The 22,073-nt window shown below is 68.8% G+C and carries 22 protein-coding genes and 2 pseudogenes; 13 read left to right on the forward strand and 11 right to left on the reverse strand.

Annotation, left to right across the window (positions count from 1 at the left end):
* From AB0927_RS37915 to AB0927_RS37930, 4 genes are all read left to right on the forward strand, one after another.
* The coding region (locus tag AB0927_RS37915; protein WP_366672399.1) for an FCD domain-containing protein at positions 1–457 on the forward strand (457 nt) is incomplete at its 5' end.
* Positions 458–1,000: 543 nt separating this feature from the next.
* Positions 1,001–2,434: an arabinofuranosidase catalytic domain-containing protein gene (locus AB0927_RS37920; RefSeq protein ID WP_366672400.1), complete on the forward strand. Its 1,434-nt coding sequence runs from the start codon at positions 1,001–1,003 to the stop codon at positions 2,432–2,434.
* Between the two features lie 302 nt (positions 2,435–2,736).
* Positions 2,737–4,152 (forward strand): endo-1,4-beta-xylanase, encoded by a 1,416-nt coding sequence (locus AB0927_RS37925; protein WP_366672401.1) that lies wholly within the window; start codon positions 2,737–2,739, stop codon positions 4,150–4,152.
* A gap of 121 nt (positions 4,153–4,273) precedes the next feature.
* The gene (locus tag AB0927_RS37930; RefSeq protein ID WP_366672402.1) at positions 4,274–6,682 is read left to right on the forward strand and encodes a ricin-type beta-trefoil lectin domain protein; all 2,409 of its coding nucleotides are present in this window, start codon (positions 4,274–4,276) and stop codon (positions 6,680–6,682) included.
* 153 nt (positions 6,683–6,835) lie between these two features.
* Here the strand turns inward: AB0927_RS37930 and AB0927_RS37935 are convergent, their stop codons facing one another.
* Genes AB0927_RS37935 through AB0927_RS37945 form a run of 3 tightly spaced genes read right to left on the reverse strand, consistent with a single transcriptional unit; the run spans position 6,836 to position 10,238 of the window.
* Positions 6,836–7,696 (reverse strand): alpha/beta hydrolase, encoded by an 861-nt coding sequence (locus tag AB0927_RS37935; protein ID WP_366672403.1) that lies wholly within the window; start codon positions 7,694–7,696, stop codon positions 6,836–6,838.
* Positions 7,693–8,670 (reverse strand): VOC family protein, encoded by a 978-nt coding sequence (locus AB0927_RS37940; RefSeq protein WP_366672404.1) that lies wholly within the window; start codon positions 8,668–8,670, stop codon positions 7,693–7,695. The genes AB0927_RS37935 and AB0927_RS37940 overlap by 4 nt, the downstream gene beginning before the upstream one ends.
* Before the next feature lie 35 nt (positions 8,671–8,705).
* Complete coding sequence (locus tag AB0927_RS37945) at positions 8,706–10,238, reverse strand: bifunctional 3-(3-hydroxy-phenyl)propionate/3-hydroxycinnamic acid hydroxylase (protein WP_366672405.1); 1,533 nt, start codon at positions 10,236–10,238, stop codon at positions 8,706–8,708.
* Positions 10,239–10,383: 145 nt separating this feature from the next.
* Between AB0927_RS37945 and AB0927_RS37950 the strand changes: the two genes are divergently transcribed.
* From AB0927_RS37950 to AB0927_RS37965, 4 genes and pseudogenes are all read left to right on the forward strand, one after another.
* Positions 10,384–11,019, forward strand: coding sequence for a helix-turn-helix domain-containing protein (locus AB0927_RS37950; protein WP_366672406.1), 636 nt, complete (start codon positions 10,384–10,386; stop codon positions 11,017–11,019).
* A 142-nt stretch (positions 11,020–11,161) separates the two neighbouring features.
* Positions 11,162–11,833 (forward strand): hypothetical protein, encoded by a 672-nt coding sequence (locus tag AB0927_RS37955; RefSeq protein ID WP_366672407.1) that lies wholly within the window; start codon positions 11,162–11,164, stop codon positions 11,831–11,833.
* Positions 11,834–11,931: 98 nt separating this feature from the next.
* Positions 11,932–12,807: a hypothetical protein gene (locus AB0927_RS37960; RefSeq protein ID WP_366672408.1), complete on the forward strand. Its 876-nt coding sequence runs from the start codon at positions 11,932–11,934 to the stop codon at positions 12,805–12,807.
* Positions 12,808–12,880: 73 nt separating this feature from the next.
* Positions 12,881–13,175 (forward strand): annotated as a pseudogene (locus tag AB0927_RS37965) (Tn3 family transposase); the annotation flags it as partial.
* A 32-nt stretch (positions 13,176–13,207) separates the two neighbouring features.
* Here the strand turns inward: AB0927_RS37965 and AB0927_RS37970 are convergent.
* The 6 genes from AB0927_RS37970 to AB0927_RS37995 form a co-directional block, all read right to left on the reverse strand.
* A complete protein-coding gene (locus AB0927_RS37970) occupies positions 13,208–13,507 on the reverse strand; it encodes a hypothetical protein (RefSeq protein WP_366672435.1) in 300 nt (99 codons plus the stop codon).
* Between the two features lie 272 nt (positions 13,508–13,779).
* Positions 13,780–14,364, reverse strand: coding sequence for a hypothetical protein (locus AB0927_RS37975; protein ID WP_366672409.1), 585 nt, complete (start codon positions 14,362–14,364; stop codon positions 13,780–13,782).
* Positions 14,365–14,819: 455 nt separating this feature from the next.
* Positions 14,820–15,221: a DUF4253 domain-containing protein gene (locus tag AB0927_RS37980; RefSeq protein ID WP_366672410.1), complete on the reverse strand. Its 402-nt coding sequence runs from the start codon at positions 15,219–15,221 to the stop codon at positions 14,820–14,822.
* 72 nt (positions 15,222–15,293) lie between these two features.
* Positions 15,294–15,596, reverse strand: a complete 303-nt coding sequence (locus AB0927_RS37985; RefSeq protein ID WP_366672411.1) for a hypothetical protein — start codon at positions 15,594–15,596, stop codon at positions 15,294–15,296.
* Positions 15,596–16,000, reverse strand: coding sequence for a hypothetical protein (locus tag AB0927_RS37990; protein ID WP_366672412.1), 405 nt, complete (start codon positions 15,998–16,000; stop codon positions 15,596–15,598). The genes AB0927_RS37985 and AB0927_RS37990 overlap by 1 nt, the downstream gene beginning before the upstream one ends.
* Before the next feature lie 40 nt (positions 16,001–16,040).
* Positions 16,041–16,466, reverse strand: coding sequence for a DUF4259 domain-containing protein (locus tag AB0927_RS37995; RefSeq protein ID WP_366672413.1), 426 nt, complete (start codon positions 16,464–16,466; stop codon positions 16,041–16,043).
* Positions 16,467–16,809: 343 nt separating this feature from the next.
* On the opposite strand from AB0927_RS37995, the gene AB0927_RS38000 reads away from it, so the two are divergent.
* A complete protein-coding gene (locus AB0927_RS38000; RefSeq protein ID WP_366672414.1) occupies positions 16,810–16,953 on the forward strand; it encodes a hypothetical protein in 144 nt (47 codons plus the stop codon).
* 284 nt (positions 16,954–17,237) lie between these two features.
* Here AB0927_RS38000 and AB0927_RS38005 read toward each other — a convergent pair whose 3' ends face one another.
* Complete coding sequence (locus AB0927_RS38005; RefSeq protein WP_366672415.1) at positions 17,238–17,876, reverse strand: helix-turn-helix domain-containing protein; 639 nt, start codon at positions 17,874–17,876, stop codon at positions 17,238–17,240.
* 66 nt (positions 17,877–17,942) lie between these two features.
* Here AB0927_RS38005 and AB0927_RS38010 point away from each other — a divergent pair, with 66 nt between their 5' ends.
* Positions 17,943–18,833, forward strand: a complete 891-nt coding sequence (locus AB0927_RS38010; protein ID WP_366672416.1) for an NAD(P)H-binding protein — start codon at positions 17,943–17,945, stop codon at positions 18,831–18,833.
* Positions 18,834–19,280: 447 nt separating this feature from the next.
* On the opposite strand, the gene AB0927_RS38015 is transcribed toward AB0927_RS38010, so the two are convergent.
* Positions 19,281–19,727 carry a MarR family winged helix-turn-helix transcriptional regulator gene (locus tag AB0927_RS38015; protein ID WP_366672418.1) on the reverse strand — a complete coding sequence of 149 codons (447 nt, stop codon included), beginning with the start codon at positions 19,725–19,727 and terminating at the stop codon, positions 19,281–19,283.
* A 56-nt stretch (positions 19,728–19,783) separates the two neighbouring features.
* Between AB0927_RS38015 and AB0927_RS38020 the strand changes: the two genes are divergently transcribed.
* The 3 genes and pseudogenes from AB0927_RS38020 to AB0927_RS38030 form a co-directional block, all read left to right on the forward strand.
* Positions 19,784–20,686 carry an SDR family NAD(P)-dependent oxidoreductase gene (locus AB0927_RS38020; RefSeq protein WP_366672419.1) on the forward strand — a complete coding sequence of 301 codons (903 nt, stop codon included), beginning with the start codon at positions 19,784–19,786 and terminating at the stop codon, positions 20,684–20,686.
* A 287-nt stretch (positions 20,687–20,973) separates the two neighbouring features.
* Positions 20,974–21,687 (forward strand): hypothetical protein, encoded by a 714-nt coding sequence (locus AB0927_RS38025; protein WP_366672420.1) that lies wholly within the window; start codon positions 20,974–20,976, stop codon positions 21,685–21,687.
* A gap of 175 nt (positions 21,688–21,862) precedes the next feature.
* Positions 21,863–21,994: pseudogene (locus AB0927_RS38030) on the forward strand (transposase family protein); the annotation flags it as partial.
* Positions 21,995–22,073 lie beyond the last annotated feature (79 nt).

Below are 22,073 nucleotides of genomic sequence, written 5' to 3' on the forward strand. Positions count from 1 at the left end.
GGCCGGCATGGTGTGCATCGCGACGGTCGCGTTCTTCCTGTACGCGTACCGCGTCTGGGTGTCGTACGGCATCGAGGCCGCGACCCGGGCCACCCCGGCGGATCTGCGCGCGATCGAGACAGCCGCCGAGGTCTGCCGGGAAGGCCATCTGACCGGAAACCCAGACCTGTTCGACCGCGGTGACGACGAGTTCCACCTCGGCATCGCCAAGGCGTCGCAGAACCCCTTCCTCGTCGAGGCCGTGCGCGAGATCCGCCGGCTCCAGCGCCAGTCGAGCATCATCGGGCTGCACGGCACGGTCGGCGGGCACGCCGAGGAAGCCGTGGTGGAGCACGCGGCGATCCACCGCGCGATCAGGGACGGGGACCCGGAAGCGGCCGCTGAGGCGGCGACGGTCCACCTGGACAAGACACTTGAGGACTACCGCCGGGAGATCCGGCGTCGCGTGTTCGGCTGAGGCCGCGGTCGGCAGCCGGGTCGTCCGTAACGGGTCGACTCCAAGCCCGCCGGCGTCGACGCACCGGCCCGACCGCACGCCCGTGATGGTGCCGTCGGAGTTGACGTACTCCTGCCCGTTCGCCGAGAGATGGGATGTCTACGAGGGATCGTCGTGATGGAGTGGCGCATTCCCGGTCAGTTGTCGTCGGGGTGTGGACATCCATCGACCTACCCCGTATACATTCACCCCATGTGCCTCGGGGCGCACCTCCCCAAGGTGCCGTCCGCCCCGCGACCCTCATTCCAGTCCCCAGGGAGGAAGAAACCCCGATCATCCCCCCTCATGTTAGCGCTAACAACAAGCGTCCGGTCCGGCTCCCGCAGCCATGCCGGTGCGGGGTGAGACCCGCTGAGCGTTTCCCTTCGGACGGCCACGCACTCTCTCTGTCACCTTCGTCCCCCCATATGTGCGAGGAACAGGACAATGCAGCCTTCATCCGTTTCCCCCCGCAACGCCGCGGCGCGTAGACGCCGGTTCCCGACGACTGCCGCCGTGTGCGTGATGGCGTTGCTGACCACGATGCTGGCGACCGCGCTGACGTGGTCGGTGCCGGCGTCCGCGGTCGCCGCACCGCTGGTGAGCTCGGCCTCGGGACGATGTCTCGACGTCAAGGGCAACGTCGCCACGGCGGGCACCGCCCTTGAGATCTGGGACTGCAACGGCCAGGCGAACCAGTCCTTCGAGTTCACCTCGTCCGGTGAGCTGCGGACCATGGGCGGCACTCGCTGTGTGGACGCCTCCAACGGCCAGACGACGCCGGGGACCCAGGTGATCATCTCGACCTGCGGCGGCCAGTCCAGCCAGCAGTGGCGGCAGAACTCCGACGGGTCCGTCACGGGCGTGCAGTCGGGGCTGTGCCTGGACGTCAACGGAGCCGGCACCGCCAACGGCACCGCCGTCATCCTGTGGACCTGCAACGGCCAGAGCAACCAGAAGTGGAGCATGTCGTCGACGACCCCGCCGGCCAACGGCTCGCACTCCTGTGACATCTACGCCGCGGGCGGTACGCCGTGCGTGGCCGCGCACAGCACGGTCCGCGCGCTCTACGCCTCCTACAGCGGCAACCTGTACCAGGTCAGGCGCTCGTCGGACAACGCGACCAGGGACATCGGAGTACTCGCGCCCGGCGGCTACGCCAACGCGGCGGCGCAGGACTCGTTCTGCTCGGGTACCTCGTGCGTGATCACCGCGGTCTACGACCAGTCGGGGCACGGCAACGACCTGTGGTACCAGGGCTCGGCACAGGTTCCCGGGTCGAGTCAGAGCAGCCCGGCGACGGCGACCTCGCAGTCGCTGACGGCCGGCGGGACCAAGGCGTACTCGCTGTACATCAACCCCGGCAACAGCTACTGGCGGGACGGTCATCTGACGGGTGTGCCGACAGGGAGCGCACCCGAGGGCGCGTACATGGTCACCAGCGGCACCCACGTGAACAACGGCTGCTGCTTCGACTACGGCAACAGTGAGACGACCCGCAATGCCGACGCGGCCGGTGCCATGGACGCGATCAACTTCGGCACCGAGTGCTGGTTCGGCGGCTGCTCGGGCAGCGGGCCCTGGGTCCAGGCGGACCTCGAATGGGGCCTGTACTCCGGGGGCAGCCAGTCATGGAACACCGGCCAGCGCGCCTTCACCAGCAAGTTCGTCACCGCCATGCTGAAGAACGACGGCACGTCGAGATTCGCCCTCAAGGGCGGCGACGCGCAGTCCGGCGGCCTCACCACCCTGTGGAACGGCGGACTGCCCAGCGGCTACAGCCCCATGAAGAAACAGGGGGCCATCGTGCTCGGAAGCGGTGGCGACTGCTGCAAGCCCGGCGGCGGCGCCAACCTGAGCGCCGGCACCTTCTACGAAGGGGCCATCGTCGCGGGGTACCCGTCCGACGCGACGGACGACGCGGTGCAGTCCGACATCACCGCGGCGGGCTACCGCTGACCCAGACCACGGTCGGAGGGAAGGCGGCGGTCCTCCGGCCGGCCCGGAGGACCGCCGCGCGAGCCGGCCGCCGCTGACGCGCCTCCCACCGAGGGAGCCACCGCCGGCGCCGTTCCGATCACCGGCCGCCGTGAGGCCGGCCGGACCAATCTGCGGGCGCCCTTCCGCGACCGGTACGCCGGTCCACGCGGACGTGTGCCCGGAGAGGTACCCGCACACAACGACATGGGAGGTCCCCGATGCCCCCGGGCATTCGCTTGCACCGATCACAACGCAGCCGGTCCGGCGTCCTCATCGCCGCGATGGCCGTGGCCATGGTGACGATCTTCGCCATGCTCACGGCCACCCCCGCCCAGGCAGCGACCACGCTCCGGTCGTTGGCCGAGGCCAAGGGCAAGTACTTCGGCACCGCGCTGACCGACGGCGACCTGAACGTCAGCGGGGAGATGTCGATCGCCAACGCGCAGTTCGACATGGTGACCCCGGGCAACGAGATGAAATGGGACACCGTCGAGCCGTCCAACGGCTCCTACAACTTCGGCCCCGGCGACCAGATCGTCAACTGGGCCCAGGCGAACAACGCCCGCGTGCGTGGGCACAACCTGGTCTGGCACTCCCAGCTGCCCGGCTGGGTCAGCAGCCTGCCGCAGAACCAGGTCCAGGGTGTGATGGAGTCCCACATCACCACCGAGGTCAACCACTACAAGGGCAAGATCTACGCCTGGGACGTGATCAACGAGCCCTTCAACGAGGACGGCAGCCTGCGCCAGGACGTGTTCTACAACGCGATGGGCTCCGGCTACCTGGCCGACGCGATCCGCACCGCGCACAACGCGGACCCGAACGCCAAGCTGTACATCAACGACTACAACATCGAGGGTGAGAACGCCAAGAGCAACGCCCTCTACAGCCTGGCGCAGTCGATGCTCTCCCAGGGCGTGCCCCTGGGCGGCATAGGCTTGGAGAGCCACTTCATCGACGGTCAGGTTCCCTCGTCGATGCTGGCCAACATGCAGCGCTTCGCCAACCTCGGCCTGGACGTCGCGATCACCGAGCTGGACGACCGCATCCAGCTGCCCACCTCCAGCGCGAGCCTGCAGCAGCAGGCCAACGACTACGGCACCGTGGTCAACGACTGCCTGGCCGTCTCGCGTTGTGTCGGGGTGAGCCAGTGGGGTGTGGACGACGGCCACTCCTGGATCCCCGGCACGTTCCCCGGTTACGGAGCGGCCACCATGTACGACAGCAACTACCAGCCGAAGCCCGCGTACAACGCCACGGTCTCCGCGCTGGGCGGCTCCGGTGGCAGCACCGGTGGCGGGACGACGGGCGCGCTGCACGCGGTGGGTGCGGGCAAGTGCCTGGACGTGCCGAACTCGTCGACCACTCCCGGGACGCAGGTTCAGATCTGGGACTGCAGCGGCCAGTCCAACCAGACCTGGACCCGTACCTCCTCCGGCCAGCTGACGGTCTTCAGCGGCAGCAGCCAGCTCTGCCTGGACGCCTACAACCAGGGCACCTCCCCCGGAACCAAGGTGGAGACCTGGACGTGCGACGGCCAGTCCAACCAGCAGTGGACCCTCAACTCCAACGGCACCATCACCGGTGTCCAGTCCGGCCTGTGCCTGGATGTCACCGGGGCCTCCACGGCCAACGGTGCCCTGGCCGAGCTGTGGACCTGCAACGGCGGCTCCAACCAGCGATGGACCCTCGGATGACCTCCTGAGGACCCACAGCGACGCGAAACGCCGGGACGGCACGCACCGCCGTCCCGGCGGTCGCTGGGGCAGGACCTCCGACACCGGCAGCAAGACGCCTCCGCCCCGAAAGGAAGCCACCGTGTCAGCATTCAGCCGGTTGCTCCGGCAGTTACGAACGTCGACGGCCGTGCTCATCGGCCTCGTCCTGGCCGCCGCCGGCATGGTCGCCGGCGTCGCCGAGCCGGCCCACGCGGCCACCTCGATCACGATCGACGGCTCCTCCGGCGGCCGTACGTTCGACGGTGTGGGCGCGATCAGCGGCGGCGGCGGCAACAGCAGGCTCCTGGTCGACTATCCCGAGCCCGAGCGAGGCCAGATCCTCGACTACCTCTTCCGGCCCGGCTACGGCGCCTCCCTGCAGATCCTCAAGGCCGAGATCGGCGGTGACACGAACTCCACCTCGGGTGCCGAGCCGAGCCACGAGCACACGCGGGGAGACCTGAACTGCGACCGGGGCTACGAGTGGTGGCTGATGGAGCAGGCCAAGGCGCGCAACCCGAACATCAAGCTGTACGGCCTCGCCTGGGGCGCGCCCGGCTGGATCGGCAACGGCGACTTCTGGTCCACCGACATGATCAACTACCTGGTCTCCTGGCTGGGCTGCGCCAAACAGCACGGGCTGACCATCGACTACCTGGGCGGATGGAACGAGCGCGGCTACAACGTCTCCTGGTACGAGCAACTGCGCAGCGCGCTCAACAGCAACGGTTACGGCAGCGTCAAGATCGTCGCAGCCGACTCCGACTGGACCGTTGCCAACGACGTGGACTCCGACTCGGCCTTCGCCTCCTCGGTCGACATCATCGGCACCCACTACCCGTGCGGGTACCGGTCCGCGCAGACCGACTGCAGTGTGCCGTCGTCCGCCACGTCGTCCGGCAAGCAGTTGTGGGCCAGCGAGAACGGGTCCGACGACTACAACGCCGGAGCCAACGCGATGGCCCGCGGCATCAACCGCGGCTACATCGACGGCAAGATGACCGCGTACCTCAACTGGCCCGTGGTCGCCGCGATCACGCCGAACCTTCCGTACCCCACCATGGGTCTCGCGCTCACCGCGCAGCCGTGGTCCGGCTACTACGCGATCGGCAAGAACGCCTGGGTGATGGCCCAGACCAGCCAGTTCACCGCCCCGGGCTGGCGGTATCTCGACTCCTCCAGCGGCTACATCGGCGGCAGCCGCGGCAACGGCAGCTACGTCTCGCTGAAGTCCACGAACAAGTCCGACTACTCCACGGTCATCGAGACCATGGACGCGAGCAGCGACCAGACGCTGAACTTCAACGTCACCGGGGGACTGTCCACCGGCACCGTCCACGTCTGGTCGACCAACGTCAACTCCACCGATCCAGCTGACTACTTCGTGCACTCCTCGGACATCACCCCGTCGAACGGCGGCTTCAGCCTGACAGTGCGGCCCGGCCGTGTCTACACGATCACCACCACCACCGGCCAGGGCAAGGGGACGGCCGCCGGCCCGGCCCAGAGCACGATGAGCCTGCCCTACAGCGACGACTTCGACGGCTACACCACCGGCGCCGAGGCGAAGTACCTCATGGACTGGCAGGGCGCCTTCGAGGTCGCGGCCTGCGGCGGCGGCCGCAGCGGCAAGTGCGTGCGGCAGATGAGCGCGCAGGCACCGATCACCTGGGACCCGCTCACCGATCCGCACGCCCTGCTCGGCGACCTCGGCTGGAGCGACTACACCGTCTCCTCCGACGTACTGCTTGAGAAGTCCGGGTACGCCGAACTCCTCGGCCGAGCCAACACCCAGAGCTACAGCGGGGCGGCGGGCCTGAACGCCTACCACCTTCGGGTGAGCGACACCGGAGCCTGGTCGATCCTCAGGTCCGACACCGGCGGCAACGTGACCACGCTGGCACACGGAACGACCGCGGCAATCGGCACCAACAAGTGGCACACCCTGTCACTCGCCTTCTCCGGCAGCGCCATCACCGCCTCGATCGACGGTTCCACGGTGGGCTCGGCCAACGACTACGGCTACGCGGGCGGGCAGGTCGGCTACGCCACCGGCCAGGGCGAGACGGCGCAGTTCGACAAGCTGTCCATCACCCCCGGCCCGGGCGGAACGGGCGGTGGTACCACCGGCCCCATCACCGGCGCCGGCTCCGGCCGCTGCGTGGACGTGCCCAACCAGTCCCAGACCAACGGAACCCAGGTGGAGCTGTGGGACTGCAACGGCGGCAGCAACCAGCAGTGGACCAGCACCTCAGCCGGTGAGCTGCGGGTCTACGGCGGTGACTGCCTGGACGCGGCAGGGCAGGGCACCAGCCCCGGCACCAAGGTGGACATCTACACCTGCAACGGCGGCGGCAACCAGAAGTGGACACTGAACGCCGACGGCACGATCACCGGCAACCAGTCCGGGCTGTGCCTGGACGCCACCGGCAACGGAACCGCAAACGGCACCCTGCTGGAGCTGTGGACCTGCAACGGCGGCAGCAACCAGAAGTGGACCCGCTACTGACCCGCGCAACATGAACACCGCAGTGACGCGGAGGAATTAGGGGCATCCCTCCTTCCTCGCCGCCGAGATCGACACCCACCTACAACACTGGTCCGCGACCGGGGCAGGGGGGCTTTCGAAGCCTCCCTGCCTTCCCCGGCAACGGCATGGCCGCTACTCGGACAGGAACAGCTTCGCCTGTGCCGTGAAACGGGCCGCCTGTTCGATCTGGATCCAGTGACCGGCGTGCGGGAGGACATGGAGCTGGGCGTTGGGCAGGTGCTCGGCCAGATAGTGGCCGGCCTTCACCGGCAGCATCCGGTCCTCCCGGCCGTGGAGCACCAGTGTCTGGTGGACGATGGCCGTCAGGGCCTCCGGTGAGTACTTCACCGGCGGGTACGCGGGGTCGAAAGTCGCCAGGTGCGAGCGCCGTACGTCCTCGCGGGTCGCCAGTGCGACCCGGGTCCGGGCATTGTCCTCGATCTCGCCGCCGAACAGGCCGGGGTCGTGGACGAAGCGGACCAGCAGGTCGGCCATGGCCGCGGGGGAGGGGTCCTGGTAGAAGGTGATCAGCTTCATCAGGTCCTCGCCCGGGGCGAGCGGTGCCCCGCCGCTGCCCATGAGGATCATCCGGTCGACGCGCTCCGGCGCGAGCTGCGCCACCCGGAGGGTGATCATGCCGCCCATCGAGTTGCCGACGAAGTGCGCCTTGTCGATGTCGAGGGCGTCGAGGAGGGCGATCACGGAGCGGGCGCGTGCGTCCGTGTAGCCGGGCATGCCGCCGGTGGGGGCGGGGTCCGGGTGGTCGGAGTCGCCGAAGCCGAGCACGTCGGGGGCGACGCAGTAGAAGTCCTCGGCGAACGAGGGCATCAGGTGAGCCCAGTTGGCGGGCGCGCTGACCCCGGGACCGGAGCCGTGGAGGAACAGCACCGCCGGGTGGGACGGCTCGCCGCAGGTGTAGACACGCAGGCGGTGACCACCCGCGGCGACGTCCTGGCTGTGGACCTCGTGACCCGAGGTGATGGCGGGGTTCACTCGGCGGCCCTCCCGGCGGCTGCCTTCATCGCGGCCTCTTGCAGTTCCTGGCCCCGCTTGGCCAGTTCGATCAGGGAGGTGCCGAGCTCCATGGGGTTCTTGTGACCCCACGCGCTGATGGTGTCGTACTCGGCCACCTCCCAGGTGCTGTCGTCCTCGATGATCAGACCGCCCCAGCCGTATTCGACGGCGATGCCGGAGGGCGAGTGGGCGTAGAAGGAGAACATCTTGTCGTTGGGGTGCATGCCCAGGGTGTGCAGCAGGGGGACACGGGCCTCGACGATGCGGTCGTAGGCCCAGCCGACGTCTGACATGTCGTTGTTCTCGATCAAGAAGTGGTGCAGCTTGAAGGGCGCCGGCATCTCCGCGAAGGCCAGCGTGTGGTGGCGGCCGTTGCAGTGGGTGAAGGCGGCGTCGACGAAGACGCCGGGGGCGACCTCGTCCTTGATGTAGTCGGAGAGCCTGAAGCCGAGATGCCCGTAGAACTCCAGCATCCGTTCGCGGCCGCCACCGGGGGTGCAGAGCAGGAACATGTGACCGGCACCGCCCTGCCGGGTCTGGAAGCCGTACTTGTTGACATCGCCGGCGTACGGGGTGTCTGCCTCCTTCAGGCCGTTGATCAGCTCGACGCGGTTGCCCTCGGGATCGGTGGTGACGTAGATCCGTCCCACGCCACGCTCGGAGGCGAGTTCCGCGCCGCCCTCGACGACCTCGTTGCCCTCCGCGCGCAGCAGTGCGACGACCTCGTCCAGATCGGCGTCGGAACCGCAGTCGAAGCCGGCGAAGGCCAGGTCGTTGCGGGGCCCGCGGACGACGATGGTGCGGTGGACGCGGTCGTCGAGGCGGAAGGTGCGGATGTCGTCCTCATGACGGGCGGGCATCAGGCCGAGGAGCCGGCCGGCGAAGCCGCTCCAGGCGTCGAGGTCGTCGGCCTCGATGCCGACATAGGAGAGTTCTTTGACGGTTGCGGGCATGTCAGGGGGTCCTTCCTGGACGTGAGGGGCGTGGATCAGGCGGGAACAGCGAGGCCGGACGGGTCCGCCGCGGCGACGAAGCGGTCCGGCCGGACGACGACCACCCGGGCGTCGTACTCGCGGAGCCAGGCGAGCAGGGTGCCGTCGATGTCGACGATCTCGTCGGGGCCCTCGGTGCCCTGGTCGGCCTGGCGGACGGTGAGGTAGCGGGCGCCCACCGCGTCCCAGGCCGCCTTCTCGTCGGGGGAGAGAACCGCGGTGGGGTCGACCCCGTCGCCCAGGACGGCGAAGCCGTCACCGAGCAGGTCGTCGAGGCGGCCGATGAGGCCGTTGACGGTGGCGGCGCGCGGCTGCGGGATCATCTTGCCGACCGCGCTGTCCGGCGACGCGGGGCCGGTGAACCAGCCGGCGACGTAGAACGGCGGCCACAGCAGCGGCGGGAGCTCGTCGCTCTGCGCGGCGAGGGCGGCCTGCTCCTCCTCGGTGAGCTGCTGGGTGATGACGCGGCCGAGTTGCACCGAGACCTCGGTGTAGAAGTCGACGTTGGGGCGGCGTTCGGCCTCGTAGGAGTCGAGGATCGACAGCGGCAGCGTGCCTTCGAGGACGCCGGCGAGCTTCCAGGCGATGTTGAAGGCGTCGCGGATGCCGGACTGCATGCCCGAACCGGCCCACGGCGGCATCAGGTGGGCGGCGTCACCGAGCAGGAAGACCCGTTCGCCCAGCCGCCAGGAGTCGGCGGAGCGGACGTGGTGGCTGTAGAAGGCGTGCCCATGGATGTCGATGTCCTCGCGGGACACGCCGACCGACTCCAGCAGCGGCCACAGCGACTCCTGGGTGGCGAAGTCCGCGTCGGTCTCCTCCGGGCGGAGCGGGAACTCCCAGCGGTGGTTGTCCCGGCCGAGTGCGATGTCGACGACCGGCCGCTCCTTGTCCGACCAGAAGGTGAGGATGTGGCGGCTGGGCCACCATCGCTTCACCTTGCCGTCGACGACCACCCAGCGGACGTCGACGGTGCTGCCGACCAGGCTGATGCCCAGGCGCTCGCGGGTCCTCACCTCACCGCCGTGGCAGGCGAGGGCGTAGCGGGCGCGGAGGGTCGCCGTCTCCCCGGTGGCCAGGTCGCGGGTGTTCACGGTGACCCCCGCGGCGTCCTGGTCGACGCCGGTGACCTCAACGCCGTACCGGACACGGACCTTGTCGCCGTGGCGGGCGGCGCCGTCCCTGAGGGACTGCTCGAGGGCCGGCTGGTAGATCGCGTAGGAGGTGGCGTGGCCCAGTTTCCCGGGCGGGAACGGGATGTGCAGCAGTTCGGTGCCGTCGTAGGTGATCCAGCGCAGGGCGACCGTGGGATCCATGTCGGCCTTGACGGTCTCGTCCAGGCCGACCGACTGGAAGAGCCGCATCGTCCAGTCGTTGACCGTCACGGCGCGGGCCCTGCGGTAGATGTCGGTTTCGCGCTCGAACGCCACGGCGGTGACGCCCAGTGCCCCGAGCGCGTTGGCGGCGGCGACTCCCGTAGGGCCGTAACCGATGATCGCGACGTCGGTGTCGTATTCATGAGGACGCATGAGGAGCCCCGGATCTCTCGGGTCTGTAAGGAACGTTCCAGATGGAAGGTCGCGGGCAATTCGACAGGACGGCGTTCAGGGGTGTCAAGGTTCTGGAGTGAACGATCCAGAAAATCATCCGCGGTGCTGCCACTAGGCTGGCGGCATGCCGACCACAGCTTCCGGACGCCGCAACAAGCGCCTGCTCCAGGGCGAGCGCTCACGAGAGGAAATCCTCGACGTGGCCTCGCGGATGATGTCGCTACGCGGGTTCGACGGCACGAGCATTGCCGACATCGCCCGTGAGTCGGGGCTGCCGAACAGCTCGATCTACTGGCACTTCGCGTCGAAGCAGGGGATCCTCGCGGCGGTCATGGAGCGCGGGGCGACCCGTTTCTTCGCGAGCGCGTCGCCACCGGAGGTGGCGGCCGAGGACACCCCGGAGCGGTATCTGCACCGGGCGCTGGGAGAGGCGGGAGTCGCCCTCGCGGAGCACCCCGAGTTTCTGCGCCTGTTCGTGCTGCTCCTGCTGAGCGGGAGCGCGCCGGAGACGACGGAGATCGTGGAGCGGGTGAGGATCCGGGCGCGGGGGAGGCTGCACGAGCTGATCTGGCGAGCCTTCGCCGTGGTGGACCCGCAGCGGGCTCAGGAGGTGGCGGACGCCACGGTCGATTTCGCCCTCGCCGGGTTCGACGGGGCGTTCCTGGCCCTCCAGGCCAACCCCGCGGCGTCCCACGAACACCTGATGGGACAGCTGGCGACCGCTCTTGCCGCCGTCGGACGTACCCACCTGCCCGCCTGACCGGCCCGCTCGTCCGTCCACCCGACGCGCCCTGCCTGACTTGTCGACCGCGCCCCGTCGCTCCAGGCTGCCGGTTGGTGGGTTCTCCGGAGTCCTTACCGCAGCCCCCTTCCTCTGGGGCCGAGGACCAACAGGAGGACAGATGACGACCGACCCGACCGGTGACAACGACGGGCGCACGGCCCAAGAAGTGCGCGACTACCTGCTCACCCACTTGAACGACGCTCTGCGTCGGCCGGGAATGTACGGCGGGGAGATGGCACTCAGGCTCTACCTCGACGCAGTGGCGTTCATGGACGCCTCGGAGCAGGCATGGCAGCAGGAACTGAAGGATCTGCGAACCCGCCGAGGATTCGCCCCCACCGGCGTGAGCGGAGCCTTCCAAGATCTCTGGGGTGATACACACGAGGGCGCCGTGGCCTCGGTCTACGCCGAGATCGCGCACCGTCAAGGATGGCTGCGACTCGACCGGACCCTCACCTCGGCTGAGCACGACGAGATCCGTCGCGTCAGCGAGACCTGGTGCCGCAAGGACCGTCTCCTCAGCGACGTCGTCACGGCGTTCGGCCCGCCTTCGGTCCTGTTCGGGAGTAACAACCCCAACTACCCCAAGACGCTGGCCTACGCGACCGACCGACGTGATGACACCCTGCTCTGCTTCCACCTCTGGAACAGCTTCGTCCCGAGTCCAAGCTCGTCGTCGGTTTCCGTCCATGCCGAACCCGTTCTCTGGGCCTTCCGGGACGGCGGCACTCTGTTCACGGACGGCTTCACCTTCACCCCGGAGGGATCCGCCTGTCGGCGTGCGAGCTGAAGTGCGGGCGCGGGGGATATCAGGTTGCGACGCGGTCGGAGCCGCGGTGGAATCGGGCGGGCTGTGCACCTGTGGCCCGGACGGGGAGGGATCGGTTCGTGGACAGGACGACAGCGCTGGACAGCGTGCTGCAGCAGGCGCACGTGGTTCAGGTGACCTCGGTGAGCGGGTCCGGGCTGGACGGAGACATCCGGGTGGACCTCTCCGATCCGGCGGAGTCGGACCAGCTCAGGAGGGCCATGGCCGTGGAATCGCTGCCCGGCTTCCAATGCATGTGCCTCGGGGATGTCCGCTTCGATGTGTTCGACCGGGACGGTGGGCGGCTCGCAGTCGTCGTCCTGCACCACGGGACGGCACTGAGGTGGGGGCAGTGGGAGAGCGACGCTATCGTCGCCGACGGCCGCCTGCTCCTGGCGTGGTTGGACCGGCATGGCATGCCCGGCCCCATGCAGCAGTTCGAGGCCGCCCGGCAACGAGCGGAGGAGAGAATCCAAGAGGAGCGCAACTGGCTGGCCGCGATGCCCGCCGGACTGGAGGGGACCGCCGACCGGCTCATCGACCTCTCCCGCACCGGCTGCAGTCCCTCCCCTGAACTGCTCGCGGAACTCACGGACCGACTGCGACTGACGTTCCCCGACCCAGTGGAGCGGGTGCTGGCTCTGCTCGAGTGGTACGGCGCCGGCTGCGGGCGCTGCTCCGGCTACCCCGTCCACGAGGGCGTGCCCGGCGAGTTGCTCGGCAGGGTGCCGATCGCCGACCTGATCGCCGGTATGGCCGACCCGCGGGCCGAGGAGCGGCACGACGCTGGGGCCGTGCGGCATCTGGTGGGCTGGAAGACCCGCCCTCGCCAGAAGCGGGACGTTACCCGCCTGCCCGAACCGCTGCGTGTCCGACTGCTTGCGCACGCCCGCCGCTTTGGGGACTCCGACAAGCAGCGCCGCGCCGAACGGTGGTTGGCGCCCCCGCGGGCCTGAGACCCGTCGGAACGTTCAGCGGACGGCGAAGGGGGCGCGCTCAACGAGAGAGAGGGGACGTCGCCTCCCGCCAGTAAACGACCAGGCCGCAGGTCTCGGCAGAAAGGTAGTGGCCGGCACTCCGCGCGACTCCGTGTACGTGCTCGACGTCCTCTACGACCGCGACGGCGGCCGCCGCCCGGAGACGATCGTCACTGCCACCGCCTCGTACAGCGACATCATCTCGGCCTGCTCACGCTCGCCGGGTTCGCCTACGCGCCGCAGCCGGCGGACCTGCCTGACCAGAAAATGTGGCGCATCGACCGCACCGCCGATTACGGCTCTTTCCAGGACGCTGTTCGCGGCCGGAACGACCTCTGGCGCGACTTTCCCACCGAGCAGATCCAGCAATCAGATCGCCTCAACTGGGTTCTTCAAGGCGAGGTTCAGCAAGGGCGGTCGAAGGTCGGAACGGAACCGAGAGACCGGAGTCGCGCAGTCGGGCCAGAGCAACGGACAGGCACTGCTGAACAGTCCTCCCGTCGGCTCGCATCCCATGCGCCAGCGGGCCGCCGCTGGCGGCGAACGTCCACGCTGGCGCGTTGTCAGCCAGTCTCTCGGCGTCCATCCTGATCATGGCGTTCACACCCTGCTCGCCCAACCACTCCAAGATCAGGAGCGTCACATCCTCGACGCCGCGTTCCTCATCGATCTTCGGCAAACGGCCTCGGTTCCCAGTCATCACCCCGACTCTATCGAGGCCCCGGAGTGGTCCAGGGGCCCCAACCGGCAAGCGCAGAGCAGCCTGCATCCGATGCCCCGTTCCGCGGCCGGACCTCGCGCAGATGCCCTGGCTGGAGGAGATCCACGTAAACCTGCTCGACCGGCTCCAAGAGGCCAAGGAGCAGGGGTGGCTCGGCGAGGCGAGAACCCGGACGGCGGCTGACGGCAGTCTGACCGCGGGGCCCTCGCGTCTGGCCGCCCCCAGCGGCCTCAGACGCGAGGGGGCAGTACCTCGATGATCTCCGCTATGCCAGCGACAGGTCGGGCCTCGTGCATCGTGATCACGTCGCCCGGCTTCAGATGCTGCCACTTCTCTGGCTGCAGCGGAGCCAGGCGAACGTCGGCTGTCTCTCCCGGGCCGAGCTGCGGCGCGAACTCCACCCAGAGCCGCGCAATGTTCAGATCTCGCTGTCCAGCTGCGGTGCGGTGGCCAACGTCCCACAGAGGCCTGAGCTGGCCGTCTCCTGAAAACGCGCTCTGGCGTCCGCCCTCGTCAGCGCCCAGCAGCGTCAAGGTCGCACGGATCGTGCCGTGCTCGACCTCCCAACCCCGCCACTCGCACCACCGGCGACTGCGGTCGAGCATCATCTGCCTAGCGGCTTCGGCGAGCTTCTCCCAGAAGGTGACGGATGCCGGATGGACGTCCGCGATCTCGATGAGCACATCGAGCACCATCTCCCACTCCTGGAGCTGGATGTCCCCGCGAACGTCTGCGACTGTCTGGCCGTTCTCTGCTACGGCATCCGGGGGCAGCAGGTCGACCGCCTGCCGAAGGAGCGTGAACGCGTCATCCATGCGCTGGATTGTCGCCTGATCCCGAGCGCATTGTCACAGGTGAACAGGCACGACGTAGCGGCAGGCGACACGCCCGGACACCCACGGGTTCCGAGATTTCCGACCACTACTTTCAGCGACTCGACTGGCGAATGCCCGTGTCCGGCCGTCAGTTGGACCAGTTCGGATAGGACCAGATCGGCGCCCTCGGCCCGGTCCTCAACGCTCTCGTGCTGGCCAACGCCCGCTATATGGGCGCCGCCCTCATGCAGCTCAGCAGCCCGCCGGGCAGCTCGGGAAGCGTCCTTGCGCGACAACGGGCCTCCCCTGGGGTCGGCTCGTTGACCAGCACAGATGGCACGGTGAACGGGTGCCGGTGAGAGGGGTGTCACGAGTACCTCTGATCGGGCGCGCGGGAAGCTCCTGGAGATCGCTTCCCGCCATGCGGTTGATCGTTTTCCAGGTGACGGATGACGTCAGTCCCACCAGAAGTCCCAGTTGTGCGCACCGGTGATCCGTGCTGCGTATGCGGCCAGTGTGTACGGTCGGCTGCCTTGCCAGATGTTGTCGGGGCAGAAGGCGAAGTGCTCGGCTGCGACCAGGAGGGCGTCTTCTTCAGTCGTCGGTGGCGCTGCAACGCTGAGGTGCAGGTTGGAGAAGCCGACCGCGACGACACGGGCGCCGAATCGGTGCTCCCAGTCGCTGACGACCGCGGCAAACTTCCCTGTGTCGTTGTCGTAGTTGGCGGGACCGGACCAGCCTGCGGTTGCGAGGGATTCGGCGCCAGATGCGGCGGCGACCAGCCCCAGACGTGACCGGGGACGGTCGGCAAGGAAGGCCTGGGCGTAATCGGCGGCCAGTCGGTCGGGCCTCGTCACGGTCTCTCGGCTGGGTGGGCGTCCGGGCCAGCTTCGTCCGAAGGGGGCGGTGACGGCGAGACGCCGCTCGGCCTAGCGCCTGTCGTCGTCTTCGTCGACGGCGGTGTACGTCGCCCACCATTTCGCGAGAAGGGCGGCCGGGTCGTGGCTCGCCGCGGCGGACATCTGCTCCGGGAAGACCTCGCCCGATCCCCAGGGGCGGAACTCGGCATCGGCCGGATCCAGGGCGTCGAGCAGCAGGGGCCACAGGACGGAGTGGCCGTGTTCGGCGTGCTGCCGAGCCCACAGGCCGGCCGTGGCCGGTCCGTCGCTGAGCCATAGGGGTTGCCTGTCCCCATTGCCTTCACAGGAGGTGATCATCTGGCCGGCGGGCATCACTGAGCGGACCCGATCACACGGTCACGGAACTGCTGGAAGGCATACCAGCCGGATGTCTGCCCCGGGGTGATCAGGTCCCCCTCTGCGCAGTCGAAGACCTTGCAACACAGCACTTCGGCAAGACGGAAGACGGTGGTGAGTACGTCGTCGCCGGAGCCACGGATGTGGAGTACGACTGAGCCCACCGGGTCCTCTGATCCGATGCTGAGCTCCATGGACCAGGTGGGCCCGAGGATTTCCCCCCAGGCGGGGTCGCAGAGGTCGGCTTCCGGGACGGCGCGGGTGATGGTCGCAAGGACATCGTCCCGGCGGCCGAGCGGAGCTGGCTCGTATTCGTCGGGGAGACCTTGTATCGAGGTGATGTCGTCGGGCAGGCGCAGTAGGAGCACGTCCCAGCTCATGGCGTCCTTCCAGTTTGGGTGAGAGGTTCGGGCAGGCTGTTCAGATCAGCTGGAGCTGTTCTCCTGGAGGTTGAGGCAGGAGCGTCTTCTGCAGCTGGCGGATCTTCGCGCGCCAAGAGCTGCCATGTGAGCCGTCCCAGAGTTCGAGCAGCTCGGACGGCTCCGTCATGACGCGGTCGAGGGCCTGGAGGGCGAGATCGCGCAGGCCGGTGAGGTCAGGAAGGGGTTCTTTCGGCCCATAGACGGGCTCGGCAGGCGGGCCTCCGGGGCAATGCGCGGCAACGAGAGCAGCCGCGGCCACAGCTTCCTCGGATTCGGGTGTTTCGAGGTAGTCCGCGTTGTCAATCACACGGATGAGAGCGCTGCAGACGATGCCCTCTCGTTCGACTGCGGCTGCCGCATCAAGGTCACCGCAGAAGTCGGCTGCGGTGTCGTTGTCGAAGGGGCCGACGTCCCAAGTGCCCATGGTCTCTCCGGATCTTTGTGTTGACCGGGGCATCCTGACAGAGGCCACTGACAACGGCCGTGCGGTCCAGGGGATGCCACGAGCGCCTCAGACGAGGCGCCCAAGATGAGAAAACTAGTTGGAACCCAAGCTGCCGCGCACGGCACAGTGGTGGGGTGACTGAGCTGTGGGCACGCACCCTGACCTGGGCAGAAGTGGATCCGTTGCGGCATTCGTTCGAGCTGGACGAGGATGCGGCGCAGACGTTGGCCGGTCTTGTCGCACCTTTGCTGCCCAGCCGCGAGAGCGCCGACGAGCATCGATGGCGCTCGCTAAATCCCATCGGTCGGCCGTCGAGTGATCAGTGGTCACGGCGTTCGGCCTCGTCGCCGACGGAACGGCCACCAGCTTCCCCATGGTGCTGATCGCCTCGCTGATCCACAGCGCCACCTCGGTCGTCGCGCACTTCTTGGTCGTTCTCCCTGACGGCCACCAGCCGACAGATTGAGCCTGCACTGATTAACCACCGGCTCGACCGCTGGCAGGCCTCACCGGATGGGACGTGCGCACCTGCGCCGGGCTCAGCATCAGCCTGACGGCCCTGGACCAGCCGGACCCGGACCCGGACCCGGACACGGAACAGGACCCGGAGCCGGAGTCGGAGGCGGGTCGGAAGCCGAGCGGGAATCGGGCCGCGCCGGGAGGAGGCGGCAGCGCCGATCATGCCTGGTGGGGTGGAAGACCTGTTCAAGCACCCAGCACGCGTGTCACCAACGTCTTGGGCCAGCACAGCTAGGATGCCGACGCGCCCGGGACGAGTCGCCGGACGCTCGCGGCGATCCGGTCGAGGTCGACGTCGGCGGCGAGGGTGGCCTCGTCGGGGCGTTCGGCGATCGGCTCCCGCACGCCGAGCAGACCCTGCACCAGTTCGGGGAAGACCGTTTGGCCGACGAGGATTTCGGCCACCTCCCGCGCCGCCTCCTGCGTCAGGCTCCAGGTCCGGGAGACGTACGCGCCGATCCGCTCCATCGGGGCCTCGAAAACCGCCTCGTAGTAGCCGGACGCGATCTCGGGCACCCGCTCGGCCTCCGCGATCCCCATCCGCAGCGTGCGCAGGGACGAGGACCACAGCAGCAGTTGCAGCAGCCGCCCGCAGTAGCGCGCGAGGGCGTCGGCCGGGTCGGCCCGCTCCGCGGTGACGTAGTCCTCCGGCGAGGCCAGGCGGTCGAGGTAGAGCTCGCGTACCAGGGAGACGACTCCGGAGAAGAGGGCGTCCTTGCTGGGGAAGTGGGCGTAGAGCGAGCGCTTGGACGTCTCGGCCCGCTGGGCGACGACGTCCATCGAGGTGCGCTCGAAGCCGGCCTCGAGGAATACGTCCTTCGCTGTCCACAGGATGTGCTCGCGGAGCTTTTCGCCTCGTCGCGCCGGCATGGTGGCCTCTTCCAGAAGTAAACGGTACGGTTGAGTTTACAATTGGGGATCGTACGGAGGGCACTCATGATCGTCGTCACCGCACCCACTGCCAAGATCGGCCGCCATGTCGTCGAGCGGCTGCTCGACGCCGGCGAGCCGGTCCGGGTCATCGTCCGCGACCCGCAGCGACTCTCTCCCACCGTCCGCGACCGTGTCGAGATCGTGGAGGGCTCCCACCGCGACGCCGCTGTGGTCGACAAGGCCTTCGCCGGCGCCGACGCGGTGTTCTGGCTGATGCCCAGCGACCTCCGTGCCCCCGACGTGATGACCTCCTACGTCGAGGGCAGCAGGCCGGGCGTCGAAGCCGTCGCCGCGCACGGGGTCCGCCACGTCGTCGGGGTCTCGGCGCTGGGCCGGGGAACCGCCGTCGCCGACCGGGCCGGCAACGTCACCGCGTCGCTGGCCATGGACGACCTGTTCGCCACGGTCACGAACTACCGCGCCCTCGCCAACCCGACCTTCATGGACAACACGCTGCGCGACATCCGCACGATCCTGGGCGACGGCGTGATCTCCGGGCCCCTCGCGCCCGACCACAAGCTGCCCCTGGTGGCCACCCGCGACATCGGCAGCATCGCCGCCCGCCTGCTGCTCGACCGCAACTGGGCCGGATTCGCCGAGATCCCGGTGCTCGGCCCGCAGGACCTGTCGGGCAACGACATGGCCGCCGTCATCGCCGACGTGCTCGGCACCCCGGTGCGCTACGTACAGGTCGAGGCCGCGTCGCTGGAGGCTGCCATGCTCTCCTTCGGCGCGTCGCCCGGCATGGCCCGGGCGATGGCCGACATGGCGACGGCCAAGATCGACGGCCTCGACGAGGGCGTCGTCCGCACCACCGAGAACAGCACGCCGACTACCTTCCGCCAGTGGTGCGTGGAGGTCCTGCGACCCGCCGTCGACGCCGCCCGCTCCTGACCGTGCCACACGAGGAGTTGAGAAGCCGGTCGAGCTCGGCGAGCGGTAGGACTCACTCGTTGGCCTGTGGCGGTCGCATAGGGGCGAGGTCGCGATGGGCTATCTAGGTTGAGGGGACCGAACTCGTAGGCGCAGACTGCGCGGCCAGCAGCGGGTGCAGCGCCATACGGCTCCGGCACCCGGTGCATCGTGGCTATGCGATGCGGTCGGCGGAGGCTTCCCGCGTCGTGGTGGTCTGCCCGGAGACCTTGCCGTCGTGCAGGAAGCAGCGCAGTCTCCCGGCTGAGGGTCGGTACGACCCTTCCGCTTGACCAGGCGCTCGGCAAGCTTGGCCGGATCCCAGCCGGAGAATGCGGCGATGCCCCAGCCGGCGGGGGACGTCCGGGCGATCAGACAGATGTGCTGGCGCGCCTGGTCATCAATAGGTCAACCTACCGAGTGGAGCCGCTAGGTCGACGCGGCCTCCACACGCACAAGGAGCTTTGCGAGGTCGGCCAGCTGGCCGGTGTCCAGGGCGCCGAAGATGCGCTCGAGGGCCTGGCGGCCGGCCTGCTCGCCGGCCGTGAGCGCGGACCGCCCCTTCTCCGTCAGCCCAACGGTCTTGCGCCTCCGGTCGCCGGGGTCGACGACGCGGGTGACCAGGTGAAGGCGTTCGAGGGCCTCGACGGTCTGGGTCACCGACCGCGGTGCCTGGCCGAGAGCTTCGGCGAGTTCGGCCTGGTGCAGAGGGCCGCGCCCGGCGAGCACCTGCAGCAGCTTGATCCTGGAAAGCGTCAGTCCCGCTGCGGCCATCTGGCGGTCGACCGCGCCGCGTGCCTGGTGGGCGGCGGTCAGGAAGCGCAAGCCCACCTCGGCCGGGCCGAAGCTGGTCGGGAGGGCTGCACGTTCGCTCATGGTGTCGAGTATCGTCGCACACATAATTGATGAGGTACCTCACGAATGGAGCGACGATGGGCCAGCCTGTTGCCGTCATCACCGGTGCGACGTCCGGCCTGGGCCGGATCACCGCACGGGAACTCGCCCTGCGTGGCTACCGGTTGGCAGTCGTGGCGCGTTCCAAGAGCAGGAGCGAGGCACTGCTGGCCGAGCTGAGGAGCGTGGCCGAGGACGTCCGGGCCGAGGTCTTCCTCGCGGACCTCGGCTCGGTCCAGCAGGCCCGCCGGGCCGGCAGGCAGATCGTCACGCGCTACGAGCGGGTGGACGTCCTGGTCAACAATGCGGGCCTGCACGCCTTCAGTCAGCGAACCACCGCCGAGGGGCTGGCCGAGATGACCGCGGTGAACTACCTCGGCCCATTCGCCCTCACCCGTGAACTGACAGGCACGCTCCTCCGGTCCGCCCCCGCGCGCATCGTGAACGTCGCCTCGGAGGCGGCACGGCAGGCCGGTGGCATCGACCCCGCTGCCGACCTGCGCGACCTCGCCCCCTACACGCGCCGCGGCTCGATGGCGATCTACGGCCGGACCAAGCTGATGACGATCATGTGGACGCAGGAACTGGCCCGGCGGCTGGACGCCGACAAGGTCACCGTGAACTGCTGCGACCCCGGCTTCAACGTCACCGGCCTGGGCCGCGACCTGCCCGGCTCCGCCCTCCTGGAGCGCGTCCTCACCACTTTGCACGTGGGTGACCCGCGCAAGGGAGCCTCGATCATCGTGCGCCTCGCCACCGACCCGGCATTCGGCCGAATCAGCGGGGGTTACGTCTCCGTCCGGGACGCCACGCCCTTGCCGTGCCCCAAGCCCGGGCGCGCCCCGGAGACGCAGAAGCGGTTGTGGTCGGAGACGGTGGCCCTGCTGGACAGCACTCTGGAGGAGAACGAGCCGCTGCTGGACGGCGCAGGTGCTGACTGAGCATTTCGAAGCGTCGGCGCCGGGGTCGGCGTCCGGGGCGCGCACGTGCTTGCCCACCGGTCCGGCGGCTGTGACCGGCAGCCGCCTCGGATGCGGGGGCCGTTGGGCGCGACCCGGTGGTGTGCGCGCAGAAAGCGCCTTCCTGCTGGGACGACAGAGGCCTTGGACAAGCCTCATCGTCCGGAGAATGGGCGGTTCCTGCTCATGTCCGTTGCACCCGGGAGCCAATGCATCCCCCCGCGTTATGGGGTGGAGCGAGCAGACTGCGCTAGGAGATGATTCCGTGCGTGTCTGAAGAGGAAGTTACAGATGCGGACGACGCTTGTGCATGGGCTGAGCGACTGGGCTGGGCGTTCGGGCTTATAGCGGAAGATCCGGTTGCGAGAGGTGCGGCGCTCGTCCAACTGGCGGAGGCTCAGAGGAAGGTCACGAACGCGTTGGCCCGGTCCAACGAGATGTGGCTGCTGACGCGGCCCCTGGGGCTGGACGAGCAGTACCGGGAGCCGGCCTTTCTACAGGCGCGCCGGAAGCATCGGCAAGCCCAGAGGCGTTCGCTGCCTGATGGTGTGTGGGGTGATCCTGTGGACGGGGATCTGGCGACGTGGCCGGGGCTGCCCTATGTGTTGCTCTTCCTGGAGTGGGAGGCGAGGTACCCGCTGGAGTGGACACGGCATGCGAAGGCGTGGGGTATGAAGCAGAGCCTGATTCGAAAGGTGGCCCGTGCTCGCCAGGAGGAGGCTCTTAAGGCGAAGCTCACCGACCTGGTCGAGATCGTCGTCCACCGGGCGTATCGCTGCAAGGATCGCGAATACGTGCGGGTTGCCCGGGCTGTCGACAGCGCTGACCTACGAGGCAGGCTCGATCGGGCAGCCGATTCGGACAGTCCGTGGGCCCGGTGCCATGCCGGGTATGTGCTCTGGCTCCTCGACCGCCCTGACCTGCCGAACACGCGTCGCGTCTGGCAGAGCTGGGTGGCAGGCGAGGCTGCGGCGCTGGGGTGACCCGGGGGTGAGGCAGGGGAGGTTGCTGTGACTTGTGACTGCGGAGTGCTCTGCGCCCTGTGACCTTTCTGGAAGACCGTGCCTGCCGGCGCATCATCCCTGATTCCGCCGTAGCCCTTGACCGGCTCCGGCTCCGGCTCCGGCTCCGGCTCAGTGCGACCTCGGGCTCGGGGACATGCCCGGCCTGCTGGAGCGGCTGGCTCGGGTGCCGGATCCGCGCGCTCCACGCGGTGTGCGCCATGCCCTGGCCGTCGTGCTCACGCTGACCGGGTGCGCGGTGCCGACCGGCGCGACCTCGCTGCCGGCGATCGGTGAGTGGATCGCGGACGCGCCGCCACACGTGCTGGAGCGACTCGGCGTGCGCCTCGATCCAGGGCGTGTATCGG

This window comes from Streptomyces sp. NPDC048106, from assembly GCF_040706415.1.
GTDB lineage: Bacteria > Actinomycetota > Actinomycetes > Streptomycetales > Streptomycetaceae > Streptomyces.

What these genes read in the sequence shown, in the direction of transcription:
- AB0927_RS37925 (WP_366672401.1), top strand. Translation starts at nt 2,737, where the DNA reads ATGGCCGTGGCCATGGTGACGATCTTCGCCATGCTCACGGCCACCCCC.
- AB0927_RS38015 (WP_366672418.1), bottom strand. Translation starts at nt 19,727, where the DNA reads ATGAGCGAACGTGCAGCCCTCCCGACCAGCTTCGGCCCGGCCGAGGTG.
- AB0927_RS38010 (WP_366672416.1), top strand. Translation starts at nt 17,943, where the DNA reads ATGATCGTCGTCACCGCACCCACTGCCAAGATCGGCCGCCATGTCGTC.
- AB0927_RS37975 (WP_366672409.1), bottom strand. Translation starts at nt 14,364, where the DNA reads ATGGATGACGCGTTCACGCTCCTTCGGCAGGCGGTCGACCTGCTGCCC.
- AB0927_RS37940 (WP_366672404.1), bottom strand. Translation starts at nt 8,670, where the DNA reads ATGCCCGCAACCGTCAAAGAACTCTCCTATGTCGGCATCGAGGCCGAC.
- AB0927_RS38005 (WP_366672415.1), bottom strand. Translation starts at nt 17,876, where the DNA reads ATGCCGGCGCGACGAGGCGAAAAGCTCCGCGAGCACATCCTGTGGACA.
- AB0927_RS37985 (WP_366672411.1), bottom strand. Translation starts at nt 15,596, where the DNA reads ATGCCCGCCGGCCAGATGATCACCTCCTGTGAAGGCAATGGGGACAGG.
- AB0927_RS38020 (WP_366672419.1), top strand. Translation starts at nt 19,784, where the DNA reads ATGGGCCAGCCTGTTGCCGTCATCACCGGTGCGACGTCCGGCCTGGGC.
- AB0927_RS37950 (WP_366672406.1), top strand. Translation starts at nt 10,384, where the DNA reads ATGCCGACCACAGCTTCCGGACGCCGCAACAAGCGCCTGCTCCAGGGC.
- AB0927_RS37945 (WP_366672405.1), bottom strand. Translation starts at nt 10,238, where the DNA reads ATGCGTCCTCATGAATACGACACCGACGTCGCGATCATCGGTTACGGC.
- AB0927_RS37995 (WP_366672413.1), bottom strand. Translation starts at nt 16,466, where the DNA reads ATGGGCACTTGGGACGTCGGCCCCTTCGACAACGACACCGCAGCCGAC.
- AB0927_RS37955 (WP_366672407.1), top strand. Translation starts at nt 11,162, where the DNA reads ATGACGACCGACCCGACCGGTGACAACGACGGGCGCACGGCCCAAGAA.
- AB0927_RS37920 (WP_366672400.1), top strand. Translation starts at nt 1,001, where the DNA reads ATGGCGTTGCTGACCACGATGCTGGCGACCGCGCTGACGTGGTCGGTG.
- AB0927_RS37990 (WP_366672412.1), bottom strand. Translation starts at nt 16,000, where the DNA reads ATGAGCTGGGACGTGCTCCTACTGCGCCTGCCCGACGACATCACCTCG.